The sequence below is a fragment of the Pseudomonas sp. GT1P32 genome (genome assembly GCF_054897805.1).
In genome coordinates this window covers 4,809,374-4,828,038 of sequence record NZ_CM142704.1, presented here as the reverse complement: position 1 = coordinate 4,828,038, position 18,665 = coordinate 4,809,374, and the positions used below count along the sequence as shown (strand labels likewise).

Sequence of the window (18,665 nt, the reverse complement as noted above, 5' to 3'; positions counted from 1 at the left end):
CGCTCCTACAAAGGTTACAGCGCTACGTGCATGAAGCTTTGTGACTGCGCCAGCGCGAACGGGCTGAACACCTGCCAATTCTGCTCACGCTGAAACCGGCCCTTGATGAACGGTGCAATCGGGCCACTCAAGTTATCCACCGGTTCCAGACTGTCCTGGGCAAAGTGCTGAAGGCCGAAAACCTCATCGACCATCAACCCGGCAAACACGTCGTTATGCTCCACCACCAGCACCCGCCGCTGTTTGCGCGCCGCCGACAATTCGTGCCCGAAGAAAGCACTCAAATCCATCATCGGCAGCAAGCGCCCACGCAGGTTGGCCACGCCCTTGACCCAAGGCTTGACCCCCGGCAACTGGGTAAAGCGCGGCTCATGCAGGACTTCGCTGACTTCACCCATCGGCGCGACGTACCAAGCCTCGCCCAAACGAAAACCGATACCGCTCCAACTGTCCTGTCGGGTTGGCTGCGACGGCAGATCCGCCGCCAGCAGACGACAGCGCTGGTCGATCTGCAGCAGCAGTTCGAAGGCGGTCAACGACTCGGTCATGGTCGGGTGATCAACCGGCCAGCACGTTGTTCAGGGTTTTGATCAGGGTCTCTTCGTCGACCGGTTTGGTCAGGTAATCCTTGGCGCCCTGGCGCGTGCCCCAGACCTTGTCGGTTTCCTGATCCTTGGTGGTGATGATGATCACCGGGATGTGCCCGGTTTCCGGGTCTTTGGTCAACTGACGGGTCGCCTGGAAACCGTTGAGGCCGGGCATGACGATGTCCATCAGTACCGCGTCAGGTTTCTCCTGACGGGCCAGGGCCACGCCGTCGGCGCCGTTTTCGGCTTTCAACACTTCATGACCGTGCTTTTCCAGCATGCCGGTCAGTTTGTACATTTCGGTCGGCGAATCATCGACGATCAGAATACGTGCCATGGTTTTCCCCATTCTTGTCGACGCCGGGCCCGCTGGCCGAGCGTCACTGTGCGTGTCCTACTGCGGCAAAACGGCGGCGAAGCCCGGTACATGGGCCTGGATCGCGTTAAGCAGTTCTTCCTTGCTGAAAGGCTTGGTCAAAAACTGGTCGGAGCCGACGATGCGCCCCTTGGCCTTGTCGAACAGCCCGTCCTTGGACGACAGCATGATCACTGGCGTGGACTTGAACGCACTGTTGTTCTTGATTAAAGCGCAGGTCTGATAGCCATCCAGACGCGGCATCATGATGTCGACAAAGATGATGCCGGGATGATGATCGGCAATCTTCGCCAGCGCATCGAAACCATCGATGGCCGTAATGACTTCACAACCCACATTCTTCAACAGCGTTTCGGCGGTGCGACGAATCGTCTTCGAATCGTCGATCACCATGACCTTCAAGGCGCTGGAATGCTGGCCCATAAATGCTCTACCGTCGCCTTTGCGAATCAAATTGTCCGTTTTCCGGTTACCGGCGGCTTGAAACCCTTGATACTCAAGGGCCAGCACGACATGGCAGCCTTTTTAGCACAGTCTCCAAATGCAATCTATCGGGCGTCCTTTGAAGTGGTTTTTCCTTGACCGGGAACACACTCAGCGCCACTCTGACGCCACTTTTTCAAAGCCGCTCCGGCCCCCAAATTCGAGGAAAAACCCATGAGCGTTCGCGTCGGGATTGTCATGGATCCCATTGCCAGCATCTCCTATAAAAAGGATAGCTCGCTGGCCATGCTGCTGGCCGCACAGAAGCGCGGCTGGGAACTGTTCTATATGGAACAGCGCGACTTGTATCAAGGCGAAGGTGAAGCCCGGGCGCGGATGCGGCCGCTGAAAGTTTTCGCCAACCCGGAAAAATGGTTCGAGCTGGAAGACGAGACCGACGCGCTGCTGAGCGATCTGGACGTGATCCTGATGCGCAAGGATCCGCCGTTCGACATGGAGTTTGTCTACTCCACTTATCTGCTGGAGCAAGCCGAGCGCGCGGGCGTGCTGGTGGTCAACAAGCCGCAGAGCCTGCGTGACTGCAATGAAAAACTGTTCGCCACATTGTTCCCGCAGTGCACGCCGCCGACCGTGGTCAGCCGCCGCGCCGATGTGCTGCGTGAGTTCGCCGCCAAACATGGCGATGTGATCCTCAAGCCGCTGGACGGCATGGGCGGCACCTCGATCTTCCGTCACCGCGCAGGTGATCCGAACCTGTCGGTGATCCTGGAAACCCTGACCGCGCTGGGCACCCAGCAGATCATGGGCCAGGCGTACCTGCCGGCGATCAAGGACGGCGACAAACGCATCCTGATGATCGACGGCGAGCCGGTGGATTATTGCCTGGCGCGGATTCCGGCGGCCGGCGAAACCCGTGGCAACCTCGCCGCCGGTGGTCGTGGCGAAGCCCGTCCGCTGAGCGACAAGGATCGCTGGATCGCTGCCCAGGTCGGCCCGACCCTGCGCGAGAAAGGCCTGCTGTTCGTAGGTCTCGACGTGATCGGCGAGCACCTGACGGAAATCAACGTCACCAGCCCGACCTGCATTCGCGAGATTGATAACGCGTTCGGCACCGACATCGGCGGCCTGTTGATGGATGCCATCGATCAGAAGCTCAAGGCCCGTTGATATAGAACACCCAAGATGAAACCAACATTGCGCTATCATGCGCGGCCTCTGAAAAACGCGATGTTGGTTTTCTTGTCATGACACTTCCGTCCGATCTGCCCGCTGAACTCGCCCATCGTGGCGTGCGCCCGGCCGATCGCCTCGGATTTACCCTGTTTCTCGCGGCGTTGATTCACCTGGCCTTGCTGTTGGGCGTCGGCTTTACGATGGTCGAACCCAAGCAAATCAGCAAAACCCTGGAAATCACCCTCGCCACCTTCAAGAGCGAAAAGAAACCGGCGAAGGCCGACTTCCTCGCGCAGGAAAATCAGGAAGGCAGCGGCACCCTGGATAAAAAGGCGATTCCCAAGACCACCGAGGTCGCGCCGTTCCAGGACAACAAGGTGCAAAAAGTCACGCCACCGCCGGCCGCCAAGCCTGAAGTGCAGGAAGCAGCGCCCAAGGCTGCCGTGACCACCGTCGCACCGAAGCCGAAGAAAGCAGCGGCCAAGACCGAAGAGCCCAAACCTGCCACCAAACCCGCCATCGCCGCGCCGACGTTCGACAGTGAGCAACTGTCCAGCGACATCGCCAGCCTCGAGGCGGAACTGGCCAACGAACAACAGCTGTACGCCAAGCGCCCGCGCATCCACCGCCTGAGCGCGGCCTCGACCATGCGCGACAAAGGCGCCTGGTATAAGGATGAATGGCGCAAAAAGGTCGAGCGCATCGGCAACCTCAATTACCCGGATGAAGCGCGGCGCAAACAGATTTACGGCAATTTGCGCTTGATGGTCTCGATCAACCGCGACGGCTCGCTTTTTGAAGTCTTGGTACTGGAGTCATCCGGGCAACCGCTGCTGGACCAGGCAGCGCAGCGAATTGTGCGGCTGGCTGCGCCGTTTTCGCCGTTTACCGGGGATTTGTCGGACATCGACCGACTGGAAATCATCAGGACGTGGAAGTTTGCACGCGGGGATCGCCTCTCCAGCAACTGACCGAAGGATTGCGGTTGTTTTGACCGACGCCTTCGCGGGCAAGCCTCGCTCCTACAGGTTTGCGGAACATGCCAAACCTGTAGGAGCGAGGCTTGCCCGCGAAGAGGCCCTCAAGCAAACAGGCATCAAAAAGACACCCGCGCAGGCATTTCCTGTGCATCCCCAGCTTGTCAGTTCGCCCCTCCAACGCCACACTAGCGCTCATGAAGAACGTCAGCCCAAGCTACCTCAAGCATCACTTCCTGATCGCCATGCCTCACATGGCCGACCCGAACTTTGCGCACACCTTGACCTACATCGTCGAGCACACGGCCAATGGTGCCATGGGGCTGGTGGTCAACCGTCCGCAAGACCTGAACCTGGCCGATATCCTCGAGCAATTGCGCCCCGATATCGAGCCGCCGCTGCTCTGCCAGCATGTGCCGATCTTCATCGGCGGCCCGGTGCAGACCGATCGCGGTTTTGTCCTGCACCCGTCGGGCAAGCAGTTTCAGGCGACCGTTGATCTGGAAGGCGACCTGTCGTTGTCCACCTCCCAGGACGTATTGTTCGCCATCGCCGATGGCGTCGGCCCGGCCAAAAGCCTGATCGCCCTCGGTTACGCAGGCTGGGAAGCCGGGCAGCTTGAGGCCGAACTGGCGCAGAACGCCTGGCTGACCTGCCCCTTCGATGCCGACATCCTGTTCAACACCAGCAGCGAACTGCGCCTCGAAGCAGCGGCCAAGCACCTGGGCGTCAACCTCAGCCTGCTCACCAGCCAGGCGGGACACGCCTGATGGCCCTGCGGCTGATTCTGGGTTTCGACTACGGCACCAAACAGATCGGCGTGGCGGTCGGCCAGGTGATTACCGGCCAGGCCCGCGAGCTGTGCACCTTGAAGGCACAAAACGGGGTGCCCGACTGGAATCAGGTCGAAGCACTGATCAAAGAGTGGAAACCCGATGCCGTGGTGGTCGGCCTGCCGTTGAATATGGATGGCACGCCCAGCGACATGTGCCTGCGCGCCGAGAAGTTCGCCCGCCGCCTCAATGGCCGCTACAACCTGCCCTTCTATACCCACGATGAACGCCTGACCACGTTTGAAGCCAAGGGCGAACGACGTGATCGCGGCGGGCAAAAGGGCAGTTACCGCGACAACCCGGTCGACGCCATCGCCGCCGCCCTGCTGCTGCAAGGCTGGCTCGATGAAAACAGCGCACTGTTCGAATCCTGAAGAGCCGTAACAAGCGTCTCTCTATAGCGACAACCCGAGCCACCTCCAGCAGCACCCGGCCCGGGCCCAAGAAGGAGCAACCATGAGCCTGCCCAATCCCGCCGAACTGATCAGCCAGATGGCGATCCGTCTCAAGGCACATCTGGAACACCGTGGCATCAGCGAACCGCGCTACATCGGTATTCGTACCGGCGGCGTCTGGGTTGCCCAGGCGTTGCTCGAAGAACTGGGCAGCGACGCGCCGCTCGGCACCCTGGACGTGTCTTTCTACCGTGACGATTTCAGCCAGAACGGCCTGCACCCGCAGGTGCGCCCTTCTGCGCTGCCGTTCGAGATCGAAGGCCAGGACCTGGTGCTGATCGACGACGTGCTGATGAGCGGCCGCACCATCCGCGCCGCGATGAACGAACTCTTCGACTACGGCCGCCCGGCCAGCGTAACGCTGGTGTGCCTGCTGGATCTGGACGCCGGTGAACTGCCGATCCGCCCGAACGTGGTCGGCGCGACTTTGTCGCTGGCCGCCCACGAGCGCGTGAAGCTGTCCGGCCCGGAACTCAAGCTCGAACTGCAAGACCTCGCCCTTTAATTCGCCCTATTGAGAGTCCCCCTCGCGATGACGCCTCTAGAAACCAAGCGCCCGCTGCAGCTCAATGATCAGGGCCAGCTGCGCCACTTCCTCTCGCTCGACGGTTTGCGCCGCGAGCTACTGACGGAAATCCTCGACACCGCCGACTCGTTCCTCGAAGTCGGCGCCCGGGCGGTGAAGAAAGTCCCGTTGCTGCGCGGCAAGACCGTGTGCAACGTGTTTTTCGAGAACTCCACCCGCACCCGCACCACCTTCGAACTGGCGGCCCAGCGGTTGTCGGCGGACGTGATCACCCTCAACGTCTCGACATCGTCGGCGAGCAAGGGCGAAACCCTGCTCGACACCCTGCGTAACCTGGAAGCCATGGCCGCCGACATGTTCGTCGTGCGCCACGGTGATTCCGGCGCTGCGCACTTCATCGCCGAACACGTATGCCCGCAAGTGGCGATCATCAACGGCGGCGACGGCCGTCACGCGCACCCGACCCAGGGCATGCTCGACATGCTGACGATCCGTCGGCACAAGGGCAGCTTCGAAAACCTTTCCGTGGCCATCGTCGGCGACATCCTGCACTCGCGGGTGGCGCGCTCGAACATGCTGGCGCTGAAAACCCTCGGCTGCCCGGACATCCGCGTGATCGCGCCGAAAACCCTGCTGCCGATCGGCATCGAGCAATACGGCGTGAAGGTCTACACCGACATGACCGAAGGCCTGAAAGACGTCGACGTGGTGATCATGTTGCGCCTGCAACGTGAACGCATGACCGGCGGCCTGCTGCCAAGCGAAGGCGAGTTCTATCGCCTGTTCGGTCTGACCACCGCGCGCCTGGCCGGGGCCAAACCGGACTGCATCGTCATGCACCCGGGCCCGATCAACCGGGGCGTTGAGATTGAGTCGGCGGTGGCCGACGGTCCGCATTCGGTGATTCTCAACCAGGTAACCTACGGCATCGCGATTCGTATGGCCGTGCTGTCCATGGCCATGAGCGGGCAGACTGCCCAGCGCCAATTCGAGCAGGAGAACGTTCAGTGAAGCTCAGCATTCTCGGCGCCCGCGTGATCGATCCAGTCAGCGGGCTGGATCAAGTGACTGATATCCACATCGAAGCCTGCAAGATCGTCGCCCTTGGCGCCGCCCCCGCCGGTTTTGTTGCCCTCGATACAATCGACGCTCAAGGCCTGGTCGCCGCACCGGGGCTGGTTGACCTGAACGTCGCCCTGCGCGAGCCGGGCTACAGCCGCAAAGGTTCGATCGTCAGCGAAACCCGCGCTGCCGCCGCCGGTGGCGTGACCAGCCTGTGCTGCCCACCGAAGACCAAACCGGTGCTGGACACCTCGGCCGTGGCCGAACTGATCCTCGACCGCGCCCGCGAGGCCGGCAACACCAAGGTGTTCCCGATTGGCGCCCTGAGCAAAGGCCTGGACGGTGAGCAACTGGCAGAACTCGTTGCCCTGCGCGATGCCGGCTGTGTGGCCTTCGGCAACGGTCTGGAAAGCTTCCGCAACACCCGCACGCTGTGCCGGGCGCTGGAGTACGCGGCGACCTTTGACCTGACGGTGATTTTCAACTCGCAGGACCATGATCTGGCCGAAGGTGGCCTGGCTCATGAAGGTCCGACCGCCAGTTTCCTCGGCTTGCCGGGTATTCCGGAAACCGCAGAAACCGTGGCGCTGGCCCGTGACCTTCTGCTGGTCGAGCAAAGTGGCGTGCGCGCGCACTTCAGCCAGCTGACCAGCGCTCGCGGCGTGGCCCTGATTGCTCAGGCCCAGGCACGCGGATTGCCGGTGACGGCGGATGTCGCCCTGTACCAACTGATTCTGACCGATGAAGCGCTGATCGACTTCAGCAGCCTTTATCACGTCCAGCCGCCGCTGCGCACCCGCGCAGACCGCGATGGCTTGCGTGAGGCGGTGAAGTCCGGGGTGGTTTCGGCGATTTCCAGTCATCACCAGCCCCATGAACGGGACGCCAAACTGGCGCCGTTTGGTGCGACCGAACCAGGGATCAGCAGCGTTGAACTGTTGCTGCCGCTGGCGATGACGCTGGTGGAAGACGGTTTGCTCGATCTGCCGACGTTGCTGGCACGCCTGAGTGCCGGGCCTGCGCAAGCGTTGCGCTTGCCGGCGGGGAAACTGGCGGTGGGTGGCGCAGCGGATATCGTGCTGTTCGATCCAGCGGCTTCGACCGTGGCCGGTGAAACCTGGTTGTCCAAGGGTGAGAACTGCCCGTTCATTGGGCATAGCTTGCCGGGTGTGGTGCGTTACACGTTGGTGGATGGGCGGGTTAGCCACCAGGCTTAAGACCGCGTCGCTCCCATCGCCGGCAAGCCGGCTCCTACAGGTTTATTGGTTGACCGTGAAATTGCGGACACCACACACCCATTGTAGGAGCCGGCTTGCTGGCGATGCTTTTACTGGAAGGTGCCGCGATTCTGCGCGTTACGCACGGAAACCTGGTCATTCAGCGTCCAGAAGTCATACAAAACCCCCAGAAAGAACAACCCGCCCGTCACCAGGTACAGCAACCCGCTGATCCACTTCCCCTGATACATCCGGTGCACGCCGAACACTCCCAGAAACGTCAGCAGAATCCACGCAACGTTGTATTCGATAGGCCCGGCGGTGAAACGCAGGTCCGCTTCACGGTCCATGGCCGGGATCAGGAACACGTCGATCAGCCAGCCGATACCCAGCAAACCGAAGGTGAAAAACCAGATCGTCCCGGTCACCGGTTTGCCGTAATAAAAGCGGTGAGCACCGGTAAAACCGAAAATCCACAGCAGGTAACCGATCACTTTGCTGTGGGTATCTTGATGTGGAACGGGGTGTTGATAGGTGTTCATGAATGGCCTCGAATCACACGATAGATAAATATTCTTGAATTCTTTGTGACTTTTTTACAGGTGGCCGACGTATGGCAAATGCTACCGTGTCTCCCGTCAAACCCTTATAGCACCTGACTTCTGTCCGACAATTGCGTCTATTTGCCGCGTATTGGGCTCCGTTGACCGCCAGGTTGAATCGACCAACGGCCTCGGAATGACAAAAAAAGCTGTTATAAAGTTTCGCGCTAACCAACACGAGCCTTGCCTAATGCGTCCATTTTTCAAGACATGGCTAACCATTTGCCTTTTGATGCCACTGGCCGCCCACGCCACCAATCGTGAGCAACGTCTTCCTAACGTTAATGGTTACACCCCTAAATCCCATGTTTCTGCTCCTTCGAGCAAAAACAAACAAACTGCCAGACAATCGACTTCGCTGAGCAAAGCCAACAGCAAGTTTGTCCCGCCGATGGCGACCAAGGAAAGCAGCAATGTGCTGAGCCGTGCCGTCAACGTCCTCGGTACACCTTACCGTTGGGGCGGCAGCAGCCCAAGTAAAGGGTTCGATTGCAGTGGCCTGGTGAAATACGCGTTCAACGACGCCACGTTTGACCTGCCGCGCACCTCGAACGCCATGGCCAGTGGTCATGGCGAGAAAGTCGAACGCGGCGACCTGAAGCCGGGCGACCTGATTTTCTTCAACATCAAGAGCCGTCGGGTCAATCACGTCGCCATCTACCTGGGCAACGACCGCTTCATCCACGCACCACGCCGTGGCAAGTCGGTGACCATCGACACCTTGAAGAAACCGTACTGGGAAAGCCACTACGTGGTTGCCAAGCGGGTTCTGCCTAAAGAGAAGAACACGCTGCAGGTTGTTCAGCGCTGATCTGAAATCCCGGGCCCAACCCGGGATTTTGCTTTGAACCTGCCGTCCCCTTCGCGGGCAAGCCTCGCTCCTACAGGTGATCGCATTCCAATGTAGGAGCGAGGCTTGCCCGCGAAGGCGTATTCGGACCGGTCAAAAATTATCCGGCGACCGCGCCTTCTCCCGCGCATGCTCGCGGCTGATCAAGCCCTTGGTCACCAACTCCTTCAAGCACATATCCAGCGTCTGCATCCCCAGATTCCCGCCGGTCTGGATCGACGAGTACATCTGTGCCACCTTGTCCTCGCGGATCAGGTTACGGATCGCCGACGTTCCCAGCATGATTTCGTGCGCCGCGATCCGCCCGCCGCCGATCTTCTTCACCAGCGTCTGCGATACCACTGCCAGCAGCGACTCGGACAACATCGAACGCACCATGGCCTTCTCATCCCCCGGAAACACGTCCACCACCCGGTCGATGGTTTTCGCCGCCGACGTGGTGTGCAACGTGCCGAACACCAGATGGCCGGTCTCGGCAGCCGTCAGCGCCAGGCGAATAGTCTCCAGGTCACGCATCTCGCCCACCAGAATCACATCCGGGTCTTCCCGCAACGCCGAGCGCAAGGCGGTGGCGAAGCTACGGGTATCGCGATGGACTTCGCGCTGATTGATCAGGCATTTGCGTGATTCGTGGACGAATTCGATCGGGTCTTCAATGGTCAGGATGTGGTGATGACGATGGTTGTTCAGGTAGTCGATCATCGCCGCCAGGGTGGTGGACTTGCCCGAACCGGTCGGGCCGGTGACCAGTACCAGGCCACGGGGGGAGTCGGTAATCTTGCGAAACACTTCCCCCATCCCGAGGTCGTCCATGCTCAGGACTTTCGACGGAATGGTCCGGAACACCGCGCCGGCGCCACGGTTCTGGTTGAACGCATTGACCCGGAAACGCGCGACACCGGGCACCTCAAAGGAAAAGTCGGTTTCCAGGTGTTTCTCGAAATCCACACGCTGGGTGTCGTTCATGATGTCGTAGACCAGCTCCTGAACTTCCTTGTGATCCAGGGCTGGCAGATTGATGCGCCGCACATCGCCGTCGACGCGAATCATCGGTGGCAGGCCTGCCGACAGGTGCAAGTCGGACGCTCCTTGTTTGGCGCTGAACGCCAGCAGTTCAGTGATATCCATAGCACTCCTCAATTCCAGTAGAATGCCGCCAACCTCAGACCCGCTGGCGCCTCTTGAATGTCCACGATAGCAGACAACATAGCCCTGGTTAGTTCACGCATCCGGGCTGCAGCCCTCGCCGCCCACCGTGACGAACACAGCGTTCAGCTCCTGGCCGTGAGCAAGACCAAGCCCGCCAAGGCCCTGCGCGAAGCGCATGCCGCCGGCCTGCGCGACTTTGGCGAGAACTACCTGCAGGAAGCCCTGGGCAAACAGCTCGAATTGGCCGACCTGCCCTTGATCTGGCACTTCATCGGCCCCATTCAATCGAACAAGACTCGCGCTATCGCCGAGCACTTCGCTTGGGTGCATTCTGTGGATCGCTTGAAAATCGCACAACGCCTGTCCGAACAACGCCCTGCCGATCTGCCGCCACTGAACATCTGCATCCAGGTCAATGTCAGCGGCGAGGCCAGCAAATCCGGCTGCACCCCGGCCGACCTGCCGGCCCTGGCCAATGCCATCAGCGAACTGCCGCGCATCAAGCTGCGCGGGCTGATGGCGATTCCCGAGCCGACGGAAGATCGCGCCGCCCAGGACGCCGCTTTTGCTGCCGTGCAAAGTCTGCAAGCCAGCCTGAACCTGCCGCTCGACACACTTTCCATGGGCATGAGCCACGACCTTGAGTCGGCCATCGCTCAAGGCGCCACATGGGTCCGTATCGGTACGGCCCTGTTTGGCGCTCGCGATTACAGCCAGCCTTGATGGCTTTCTTTATAAGGACCTGACATGAGCAAGACTCGTATTGCCTTTATCGGTGCCGGCAACATGGCCGCCAGCCTGATCGGCGGCCTGCGCGCCAAAGGTCTGGACGCCGCGCAGATCCGCGCCAGCGATCCGGGCGCGGAAACCCGCGCCAAAGTGAACGCCGAACACGGCATCGAAGTATTCGCTGACAACGCCGAGGCCATTCAAGGCGCCGACGTGGTCGTTCTGGCGGTCAAACCGCAAGCGATGAAAGCTGTGTGCGAAGCGATTCGCCCGAGCTTGAAACCGGATCAACTGGTGGTGTCCATCGCCGCCGGCATCACCTGCGCCAGCATGAACAACTGGCTCGGCGCACAACCGATCGTGCGCTGCATGCCCAATACCCCGGCGCTGCTGCGTCAGGGTGTGAGTGGTTTGTTCGCCACCGCCGAAGTCACCGCAGAACAGCGCCAACAGGCGCAAGAACTGCTGTCGGCCGTTGGCATCGCCTTGTGGCTGAATGAAGAGCAGCAACTGGACGCCGTCACCGCCGTCTCCGGCTCGGGCCCGGCGTATTTCTTCCTGTTGATCGAAGCCATGACCGCCGCCGGCGTGAAGCTCGGCCTGCCGGCGGACATCGCGGCCCAACTGACCCTGCAAACTGCCTTGGGCGCCGCACACATGGCGGTTGCCAGCGATGTCGACGCGGCTGAACTGCGTCGCCGTGTGACATCGCCGGCGGGCACCACAGAAGCTGCAATCAAATCGTTCCAGGCTGGCGGCTTCGAAGCGCTGGTAGAAAAAGCACTCGGCGCCGCTGCGCACCGCTCGGCCGAGATGGCTGAGCAGCTCGGCCGCTAATCAGCCCTTACAAAGGAATAAATGATGCTAGGACTCAACGACGCTGCCATTTTCATCATCAAGACCCTGGGCAGCCTGTACCTGCTGATTGTTCTGTTGCGTTTCATCCTGCAACTGGTCCGGGCGAACTTCTACAACCCGCTCTGCCAGTTCATCGTCAAGGCTACCCAGCCGCTGCTCAAGCCGCTGCGCCGGGTCATCCCGAGCATGTTCGGGCTGGACATGTCGTCACTGGTGCTGGCGCTGATCGTGCAGATGCTGCTGATCGCGGTCATCGTGTCGCTCAAAGGCTTCATGGTCGACTGGGTGCTGCTGGTGCCGTGGGCGCTGATTGCGCTGTTCTCGCTGTTTTTGAACATCCTGTTCTACGCGATGATCATCAGCGTGATTCTGTCCTGGGTCGCGCCGGGGAGCCACAATCCGGGCGCCGAGCTGGTCGCGCAGATTACTGAACCGGTACTGGCCCCGTTCCGCCGGATCATTCCGAACCTGGGCGGCCTCGACATCTCGCCGATCTTCGCGTTTATCGTGATCCAGTTGCTGCAAAGCTGGCTGATTCCGCGACTGGCGTACTTTGCCCTCATGCCTCAAGGGCTGCTCGGTTTGATCTGATACCGCGTCATCGTTCTTCGCGGGCAAGCCTCGCTCCTACAGATTTAGAGCCGATCGCGATATTGGCGAACGACACATTACCTGTAGGAGCGAGGCTTGCCCGCGAATGTAGCACCTCGATTCAACTGAATGAAATCAGGCCCGGCCTTTGCTTGCCGCTAACCCCACCGGTCTTTAGACTTACGCCTCATTTCAACGAGAGCAGGGTCGATGCCAACTGCCTTTCCCGCCGATTCTGTTGGTCTGGTGACGCCGCAAGTGGCGCACTTCAGTGAACCCCTGGCCTTGGCCTGTGGCCGTTCGCTCCCAGCGTATGACCTGATTTACGAAACCTACGGCACGCTGAACGCCACGGCGAGCAACGCCGTGCTGATCTGTCACGCCTTGTCCGGTCACCATCACGCCGCCGGCTTCCACAGCCCCGACGACCGCAAACCCGGTTGGTGGGACAGCTGCATCGGCCCCGGCAAACCGATCGACACCAACAAGTTCTTCGTGGTCAGCCTGAACAACCTCGGCGGTTGCAACGGCTCCACCGGCCCGAGCAGCATCAACCCGGAAACCGGCAGGCCGTTCGGCGCCGATTTCCCGGTGCTGACCGTGGAAGACTGGGTGCACAGCCAGGCGCGTCTGGCCGACCGGATCGGCATCAGCCAATGGGCCGCCGTGATTGGCGGCAGCCTCGGCGGCATGCAGGCGATGCAATGGAGCATCAGCTACCCGGATCGCATTCGTCACTGCCTGGCCATTGCCTCGGCACCGAAACTGTCGGCACAGAACATCGCCTTCAACGAAGTCGCACGCCAGGCAATCCTCACCGACCCCGAATTCCACGGCGGTTCGTTCCAGGAAGCCGGCGTGATCCCCAAGCGCGGCTTGATGCTGGCGCGGATGGTCGGGCACATCACTTATCTGTCCGATGACTCGATGGGCGAAAAATTCGGCCGCGGCCTGAAGAGCGAAAAGCTCAACTACGACTTCCACAGCGTCGAGTTCCAGGTTGAAAGCTACCTGCGTTATCAGGGCGAAGAGTTCTCCGGGCGTTTCGATGCCAACACTTACCTGCTGATGACCAAGGCGCTGGACTACTTCGACCCGGCGGCAAACTTCGACGATGACCTGGCGAAAACCTTCGCCGGCGCTTCGGCCAAGTTCTGCGTGATGTCCTTCACCACCGACTGGCGCTTCTCCCCGGCCCGCTCGCGGGAACTGGTGGACGCGCTGATGGCGGCCAAGAAAGACGTCTGCTACCTCGAGATCGACGCTCCGCAAGGCCACGATGCCTTCCTGATTCCGATCCCGCGCTATCTGCAGGCGTTCAGCAATTACATGAACCGCATTACGTTGTGAGAAAGCCATGAGAGCTGATCTGGAAATCATCCAGGAATGGATCCCCGCCGGCAGCCGCGTGCTCGACCTCGGTTGCGGTGACGGCGAGCTGCTGACGTGGCTGCGCGACAACAAGCAAGTCACCGGCTATGGCCTGGAAAACGACGCGGACAACATCGCCGAGTGCGTGGCCAAGGGCATCAACGTGATCGAGCAGGACCTGGACAAGGGCCTGGGCAACTTTGCCAGCAACAGTTTCGACGTCGTGGTCATGACCCAGGCGCTGCAAGCCGTGCACTACCCGGACAAGATCCTCGACGAAATGCTGCGGGTCGGTCGCCAATGCATCATCACCTTCCCCAACTTCGGTCACTGGCGCTGCCGCTGGTACCTGGCGAGCAAGGGCCGGATGCCGGTGTCCGAGTTTCTGCCGTACACCTGGTACAACACGCCGAACATCCACTTCTGCACCTTCGAAGACTTTGAAGCACTTTGCCGCGAACGTGAAGCCAAGGTCATTGATCGGCTTGCCGTGGATCAACAGCATCGGCACGGGTGGGCCAGTAAGCTATGGCCTAATCTGTTAGGTGAGATCGGTATTTACCGCGTCAGCAGTCCAGGACTGCAGGATCACAAGGTCGCGGTCTGAACCACGACATTCCAAGGAGAACGATCATGGGTCGTATAGCGCTGTTTTTACTCACTGCCTGCCTGAGCGTCACCGCCATGGCCGCCGATGCCATCAAAGGTGAGCGCCAGGAAAAATTCGGTGATGTGACGGTGCACTACAACACCTTCAACTCCACGTTCCTGACACCGGACATCGCCAAATCGGCCGAGCTGATCCGCAGCAAGAACCAGGGCGTGATCAACGTTTCGGTGATCAAGGATGGCAAACCGCTGATCTCTGACGTCAGCGGCACGGTCAAAGACCTCACCAGCCAAAGTGTGCCGTTGAAATTCAAGCAGATCACCGAACAAGGCGCGGTCTACTACATCGCGCAATACCCGGTCGATCAGCAGGAAATCCGCACCTTCGAGATCAAGGTGCAGACCGGTGACAAAATCAACACCATCAATTTCAACCAAGAGCTTTTCCCCGGCGAATGATCAATTTCACGCAACTCGTACTGGCCAGCCACAACGCCGGCAAACTCAAGGAACTCCAGGCCATGCTCGGCGACTCGGTGCAACTGCGCTCGATCGGCGAGTTCAGCAGCGTCGAGCCTGAAGAAACCGGTCTGTCGTTCGTCGAGAACGCCATTCTCAAGGCCCGCAATGCCGCGCGCATTTCCGGCCTGCCGGCGCTGGCCGACGATTCCGGGCTGGCGGTGGATTTTCTCGGTGGCGCACCGGGCATCTACTCGGCTCGTTACGCTGACGGCAAAGGCGATGCGGCGAACAACGCCAAATTGCTCGACGCTATGAAGGACGTGCCGGAAGCCGAGCGCGGCGCGCAGTTCGTTTGTGTGCTGGCGCTGGTGCGTCATGCTGACGATCCGTTGCCGATCCTCTGCGAAGGGCTGTGGCATGGGCGTATCCTGCACGCCGCCAGCGGCGAACACGGGTTTGGCTACGACCCGTTGTTCTGGGTACCGTCGCGCGATTGCTCCAGCGCCGAGCTGAGCCCGAGCGAGAAGAACCTCATCAGTCATCGCGCCCGAGCAATGGATCTGCTGCGCCAGCGTCTAGGCTTGATATGACCCACGACTCATCCGCGTCACCGCTGATCTTCGGCGGCGGCGCACAATCGCCTCGGGCCGCGCTTCCCGTGCTGCCGCCCCTGGCGCTGTACATCCACATCCCGTGGTGTGTGCGCAAATGCCCTTATTGCGACTTCAACTCCCACACCGCCAGCCCGGTGCTGCCGGAAGAAGAGTACGTCGACGCCTTGCTGGCGGACCTCGATCAGGATCTGCACGCGGTCTACGGCCGCGAGTTGAGCTCGATTTTCTTTGGTGGCGGCACGCCGAGCCTGTTCAGCGCCGAAGCCTTGGGCCGCTTGCTCAAAGGCGTCGAGCAACGGATTCCGTTTGCCAGCGACATTGAAATCACCCTGGAGGCCAATCCGGGCACGTTCGAACAAGAGAAGTTCGTGGCCTACCGCGCGCTGGGCATCAATCGGCTATCGATCGGCATCCAGAGCTTCCAGGAAGAGAAACTCAAGGCTCTGGGACGGATTCACAACGGCGATGAAGCGGTGCGTGCTGCCGGCATGGCGCGCCAGGCCGGGTTCGATAACTTCAACCTGGACTTGATGCACGGTTTGCCCGATCAGTCGCTGGACGACGCCCTGAGTGATCTGCGCCAGGCCATCGCCCTGAAGCCGACCCACTTGTCCTGGTATCAGCTGACGCTGGAGCCGAATACGGTGTTCTGGAACCAGCCGCCTGTGCTTCCGGAAGACGACACGCTGTGGGACATTCAGGAGGCTGGCCAGGCGCTGCTCGCCGAACACGGTTACGCACAATACGAAGTCTCGGCGTATGCCCTGCCCGGTCGTCCGGCGCGGCATAACCTCAATTACTGGAGCTTCGGCGACTTCATCGGCATCGGCGCCGGCGCCCACGGCAAGCTCAGTCATCCAGACGGGCGCATCGTACGCACCTGGAAGACACGCCTGCCGAAGGATTACCTGAACCCGGCAAAAAGCTTCAAGGCTGGCGAGAAAGCGCTGACCAACGATGAACTGCCGTTCGATTTCCTGATGAACGCTTTGCGCCTGACTGAGGGGGTCGAATCGCGGCTGTATCCGGAGCGCACCGGGCTGAGCCTGGAAAGCCTAGCCGAAGGCCGCCGCGAAGCCGAACAAAGCGGTCTGTTGCAGGTCGAACCGTCACGTCTGGCGGCCACCGAGCGCGGGCAATTGTTCCTCAATGACTTGCTGCAAACATTTCTGAGCTGATTTCAGCCTTAAGGGAAAACGAATGGATTTGATACTCGACCTGCTCGCCACCGTCTCCCGCTGGAGCCGCAGCAACCTGTCGGAAATCTCTCTGGCGCTGGTGGGCTGTTTGCTGGTGCTGTTCGGCGCGGACATCAAAGCCTGGATCGATCAACGCCTGGGCAGCATCGCCGGCGCTTTGCGCGTCCCGTTGCTCGCGCTGGTATGCATGATCGGCAGCGGTGCCGCGCTGATCTACGCCACACCGTGGATCGTTCGTGGTTTGAGCCAGTTCAACAACTACAGCCTGGCGCCGGTGTTGTTGGTGGTCCTGGTGCTCATCGGCGTAGTCGCCGACCGCCGCTGATTTCCAGACACAAAAAAACCTGTAGGAGCCGGCTTGCTGGCGATGGAGTGTCAGTCAACATTGATGTGTCTGACACTCCATCGCCAGCAAGCTGGCTCCTACAGGTTTGTAGCGTGATGCTTAGGACTGTTTTTCGAACTTCAGGTCCCACACGCCATGCCCAAGTCGTTCGCCACGGCGTTCGAACTTGGTGATCGGGCGCTCGGCCGGGCGCGGTACGCACTTGCCGTCTTCGGCGAGGTTGCGATAACCCGGCGCGACATTCATCACTTCCAGCATGTATTCAGCGTACGGTTCCCAGTCAGTGGCCATGTGCAGAATCCCGCCGACCTTCAACTTGCTGCGCACCAGTTCAGCAAACGACGCCTGAACGATACGACGCTTGTGGTGGCGGCTCTTGTGCCATGGGTCCGGGAAAAACAGCATCAGGCGATCGAGGCTGTTGTCGGCCACGCAACGGTTGAGCACTTCGATCGCGTCGCAATCGTAGACCCGCAGATTGGTCAGGCCCTGAGTCAGCACGCCATTGAGCAGCGCGCCCACACCCGGACGGTGCACTTCCACGCCAATGAAATCCTGTTCCGGCGAAGCAGCGGCCATTTCCAGCAGCGAATGGCCCATGCCGAAACCGATTTCCAGCGAACGCGGTGCCGAGCGACCGAACACCTGGTCGAAGTCCACCGGCGCGTCGGCCAATGGCAGCACGAACAGCGGCGTGCCCTGCTCCAGACCTTTTTGCTGGCCTTCGGTCATGCGCCCGGCGCGCATCACGAAACTCTTGATGCGGCGGTGTTGGCGCTCGTCGCCTTCTTCCGTCTGGATTGGCGTGTCGTTTGATTCAGTCATCAATGGCTCTTACTTGATCAGACCATCCAGCGGCGAAGAGGCGCTGGCATAGAGTTTTTTCGGCATGCGGCCGGCGAGGTAGGCCAGGCGGCCTGCAACGATGGCGTGTTTCATGGCTTCAGCCATCATGATCGGCTGCTGGGCATGGGCGATGGCCGAGTTCATCAGCACCGCTTCGCAACCCAGCTCCATGGCGATGGTGGCGTCGGAAGCGGTACCGACACCGGCATCCACCAGCACGGGAATCTTGGCCTCTTCGAGGATGATCTGCAGGTTGTACGGGTTGCAGATCCCCAGGCCCGTGCCGATCAGACCGGCCAGCGGCATGACCGCGATGCAGCCGATTTCCGCCAGTTGACGGGCGATGATCGGGTCATCGCTGGTGTAGACCATCACGTCGAAGCCTTCCTTGACCAGCACTTCGGCGGCCTTGAGGGTTTCGATCACGTTGGGGAACAGGGTTTTCTGGTCCGCCAGCACTTCCAGCTTCACCAGGTTGTGGCCACCGAGCAGCTCACGGGCCAGGCGGCAGGTGCGCACAGCCTCGGTAGCGTCGAAGCAACCGGCGGTGTTAGGCAGGAAGGTGTAGCGATCCGGCGACAGGACTTCGAGCAGGTTCGGTTCGCCCGGGGTCTGGCCGAGGTTGGTGCGGCGCACGGCGAAGGTGACGATCTCGGCACCCGAGGCCTCGATGGCCAGGCGGGTTTCTTCCATGTCGCGGTATTTGCCGGTGCCTACCAGCAAACGCGACTGGTAAGTACGACCGGCCAGGACGAAGGGCTTGTCGCTACGAACGATGCTCATGGGAAA

At 60.6% G+C, this 18,665-nt stretch carries 25 protein-coding genes; 18 read left to right on the top strand and 7 right to left on the bottom strand.

Annotated elements, in window-relative coordinates; all coding sequences use genetic code 11:
* Positions 1-14 precede the first annotated feature (14 nt).
* The 3 genes from ACYZUC_RS22130 to pilG are packed head-to-tail and all read right to left on the bottom strand — an operon-like array spanning position 15 to position 1,386.
* Positions 15-548, bottom strand: coding sequence for a chemotaxis protein CheW (locus ACYZUC_RS22130; protein WP_461990381.1), 534 nt, complete (start codon positions 546-548; stop codon positions 15-17).
* Between the two features lie 10 nt (positions 549-558).
* A complete protein-coding gene (gene pilH, locus ACYZUC_RS22125) occupies positions 559-924 on the bottom strand; it encodes a twitching motility response regulator PilH (protein WP_008068134.1) in 366 nt (121 codons plus the stop codon).
* A gap of 57 nt (positions 925-981) precedes the next feature.
* A complete protein-coding gene (pilG, locus tag ACYZUC_RS22120) occupies positions 982-1,386 on the bottom strand; it encodes a twitching motility response regulator PilG (protein WP_008026200.1) in 405 nt (134 codons plus the stop codon).
* On the opposite strand from pilG, the gene ACYZUC_RS22115 reads away from it, so the two are divergent.
* From ACYZUC_RS22115 to ACYZUC_RS22080, 8 genes are all read left to right on the top strand, one after another.
* Positions 1,375-1,545 (top strand): hypothetical protein, encoded by a 171-nt coding sequence (locus ACYZUC_RS22115; RefSeq protein ID WP_157214348.1) that lies wholly within the window; start codon positions 1,375-1,377, stop codon positions 1,543-1,545. The two genes, pilG and ACYZUC_RS22115, sit on opposite strands and share 12 nt — an antisense overlap.
* Positions 1,546-1,620: 75 nt before the next feature.
* Complete coding sequence (gshB, locus tag ACYZUC_RS22110) at positions 1,621-2,574, top strand: glutathione synthase (RefSeq protein WP_008026199.1); 954 nt, start codon at positions 1,621-1,623, stop codon at positions 2,572-2,574.
* Positions 2,575-2,651: 77 nt separating this feature from the next.
* Complete coding sequence (locus ACYZUC_RS22105; protein ID WP_008026197.1) at positions 2,652-3,551, top strand: energy transducer TonB; 900 nt, start codon at positions 2,652-2,654, stop codon at positions 3,549-3,551.
* 203 nt (positions 3,552-3,754) lie between these two features.
* A complete protein-coding gene (locus ACYZUC_RS22100) occupies positions 3,755-4,327 on the top strand; it encodes a YqgE/AlgH family protein (protein WP_461990378.1) in 573 nt (190 codons plus the stop codon).
* Positions 4,327-4,764 (top strand): Holliday junction resolvase RuvX, encoded by a 438-nt coding sequence (gene ruvX, locus ACYZUC_RS22095; RefSeq protein WP_007945492.1) that lies wholly within the window; start codon positions 4,327-4,329, stop codon positions 4,762-4,764. Before ACYZUC_RS22100 ends, ruvX begins: the two co-directional genes overlap by 1 nt.
* 82 nt (positions 4,765-4,846) lie before the next feature.
* Entirely contained in the window at positions 4,847-5,350 is a 504-nt protein-coding gene (pyrR, locus tag ACYZUC_RS22090) for a bifunctional pyr operon transcriptional regulator/uracil phosphoribosyltransferase PyrR (RefSeq protein ID WP_008026190.1), read from the top strand.
* Between the two features lie 27 nt (positions 5,351-5,377).
* Complete coding sequence (locus tag ACYZUC_RS22085) at positions 5,378-6,382, top strand: aspartate carbamoyltransferase catalytic subunit (RefSeq protein WP_008026189.1); 1,005 nt, start codon at positions 5,378-5,380, stop codon at positions 6,380-6,382.
* Positions 6,379-7,650, top strand: a complete 1,272-nt coding sequence (locus ACYZUC_RS22080; RefSeq protein WP_461990376.1) for a dihydroorotase — start codon at positions 6,379-6,381, stop codon at positions 7,648-7,650. Before ACYZUC_RS22085 ends, ACYZUC_RS22080 begins: the two co-directional genes overlap by 4 nt.
* Positions 7,651-7,760: 110 nt before the next feature.
* Here the strand turns inward: ACYZUC_RS22080 and ACYZUC_RS22075 are convergent, their stop codons facing one another.
* Positions 7,761-8,192, bottom strand: a complete 432-nt coding sequence (locus ACYZUC_RS22075; protein WP_392892248.1) for an NINE protein — start codon at positions 8,190-8,192, stop codon at positions 7,761-7,763.
* Positions 8,193-8,442: 250 nt separating this feature from the next.
* Between ACYZUC_RS22075 and ACYZUC_RS22070 the strand changes: the two genes are divergently transcribed.
* Positions 8,443-9,063 (top strand): C40 family peptidase, encoded by a 621-nt coding sequence (locus ACYZUC_RS22070; RefSeq protein ID WP_461990374.1) that lies wholly within the window; start codon positions 8,443-8,445, stop codon positions 9,061-9,063.
* Between the two features lie 132 nt (positions 9,064-9,195).
* Here the strand turns inward: ACYZUC_RS22070 and ACYZUC_RS22065 are convergent, their stop codons facing one another.
* A complete protein-coding gene (locus tag ACYZUC_RS22065; RefSeq protein WP_461990372.1) occupies positions 9,196-10,230 on the bottom strand; it encodes a type IV pilus twitching motility protein PilT in 1,035 nt (344 codons plus the stop codon).
* 57 nt (positions 10,231-10,287) lie between these two features.
* Here ACYZUC_RS22065 and ACYZUC_RS22060 point away from each other — a divergent pair, with 57 nt between their 5' ends.
* The 9 genes from ACYZUC_RS22060 to ACYZUC_RS22020 all read left to right on the top strand — a co-directional run bounded on the left by ACYZUC_RS22060 (position 10,288) and on the right by ACYZUC_RS22020 (position 17,009).
* On the top strand, positions 10,288-10,974 hold the full coding sequence (locus tag ACYZUC_RS22060; protein ID WP_461990371.1) for a YggS family pyridoxal phosphate-dependent enzyme: 687 nt from the start codon (positions 10,288-10,290) through the stop codon (positions 10,972-10,974).
* A gap of 24 nt (positions 10,975-10,998) precedes the next feature.
* Positions 10,999-11,817, top strand: coding sequence for a pyrroline-5-carboxylate reductase (gene proC / locus ACYZUC_RS22055; protein WP_461990369.1), 819 nt, complete (start codon positions 10,999-11,001; stop codon positions 11,815-11,817).
* 24 nt (positions 11,818-11,841) lie between these two features.
* A complete protein-coding gene (locus ACYZUC_RS22050; protein ID WP_008026173.1) occupies positions 11,842-12,429 on the top strand; it encodes a YggT family protein in 588 nt (195 codons plus the stop codon).
* A gap of 210 nt (positions 12,430-12,639) precedes the next feature.
* Entirely contained in the window at positions 12,640-13,779 is a 1,140-nt protein-coding gene (metX, locus tag ACYZUC_RS22045) for a homoserine O-succinyltransferase MetX (protein WP_461990367.1), read from the top strand.
* Between the two features lie 7 nt (positions 13,780-13,786).
* A complete protein-coding gene (metW, locus tag ACYZUC_RS22040) occupies positions 13,787-14,407 on the top strand; it encodes a methionine biosynthesis protein MetW (protein ID WP_008036692.1) in 621 nt (206 codons plus the stop codon).
* A gap of 26 nt (positions 14,408-14,433) precedes the next feature.
* Positions 14,434-14,868 carry a DUF4426 domain-containing protein gene (locus ACYZUC_RS22035; protein WP_461990365.1) on the top strand — a complete coding sequence of 145 codons (435 nt, stop codon included), beginning with the start codon at positions 14,434-14,436 and terminating at the stop codon, positions 14,866-14,868.
* The gene (rdgB, locus tag ACYZUC_RS22030; RefSeq protein ID WP_461990364.1) at positions 14,865-15,461 is read left to right on the top strand and encodes an RdgB/HAM1 family non-canonical purine NTP pyrophosphatase; all 597 of its coding nucleotides are present in this window, start codon (positions 14,865-14,867) and stop codon (positions 15,459-15,461) included. Before ACYZUC_RS22035 ends, rdgB begins: the two co-directional genes overlap by 4 nt.
* On the top strand, positions 15,458-16,663 hold the full coding sequence (gene hemW / locus ACYZUC_RS22025; RefSeq protein ID WP_461990362.1) for a radical SAM family heme chaperone HemW: 1,206 nt from the start codon (positions 15,458-15,460) through the stop codon (positions 16,661-16,663). The genes rdgB and hemW overlap by 4 nt, the downstream gene beginning before the upstream one ends.
* Positions 16,664-16,685: 22 nt before the next feature.
* A complete protein-coding gene (locus ACYZUC_RS22020) occupies positions 16,686-17,009 on the top strand; it encodes a DUF3392 domain-containing protein (protein ID WP_008026163.1) in 324 nt (107 codons plus the stop codon).
* Between the two features lie 120 nt (positions 17,010-17,129).
* Here ACYZUC_RS22020 and trmB read toward each other — a convergent pair whose 3' ends face one another.
* Both trmB and ACYZUC_RS22010 read right to left on the bottom strand, forming a co-directional pair.
* The gene (gene trmB, locus ACYZUC_RS22015; protein ID WP_008026161.1) at positions 17,130-17,855 is read right to left on the bottom strand and encodes a tRNA (guanosine(46)-N7)-methyltransferase TrmB; all 726 of its coding nucleotides are present in this window, start codon (positions 17,853-17,855) and stop codon (positions 17,130-17,132) included.
* A gap of 9 nt (positions 17,856-17,864) precedes the next feature.
* The gene (locus tag ACYZUC_RS22010) at positions 17,865-18,659 is read right to left on the bottom strand and encodes a thiazole synthase (protein WP_008036703.1); all 795 of its coding nucleotides are present in this window, start codon (positions 18,657-18,659) and stop codon (positions 17,865-17,867) included.
* Between the last annotated feature and the right edge of the window lie 6 nt (positions 18,660-18,665).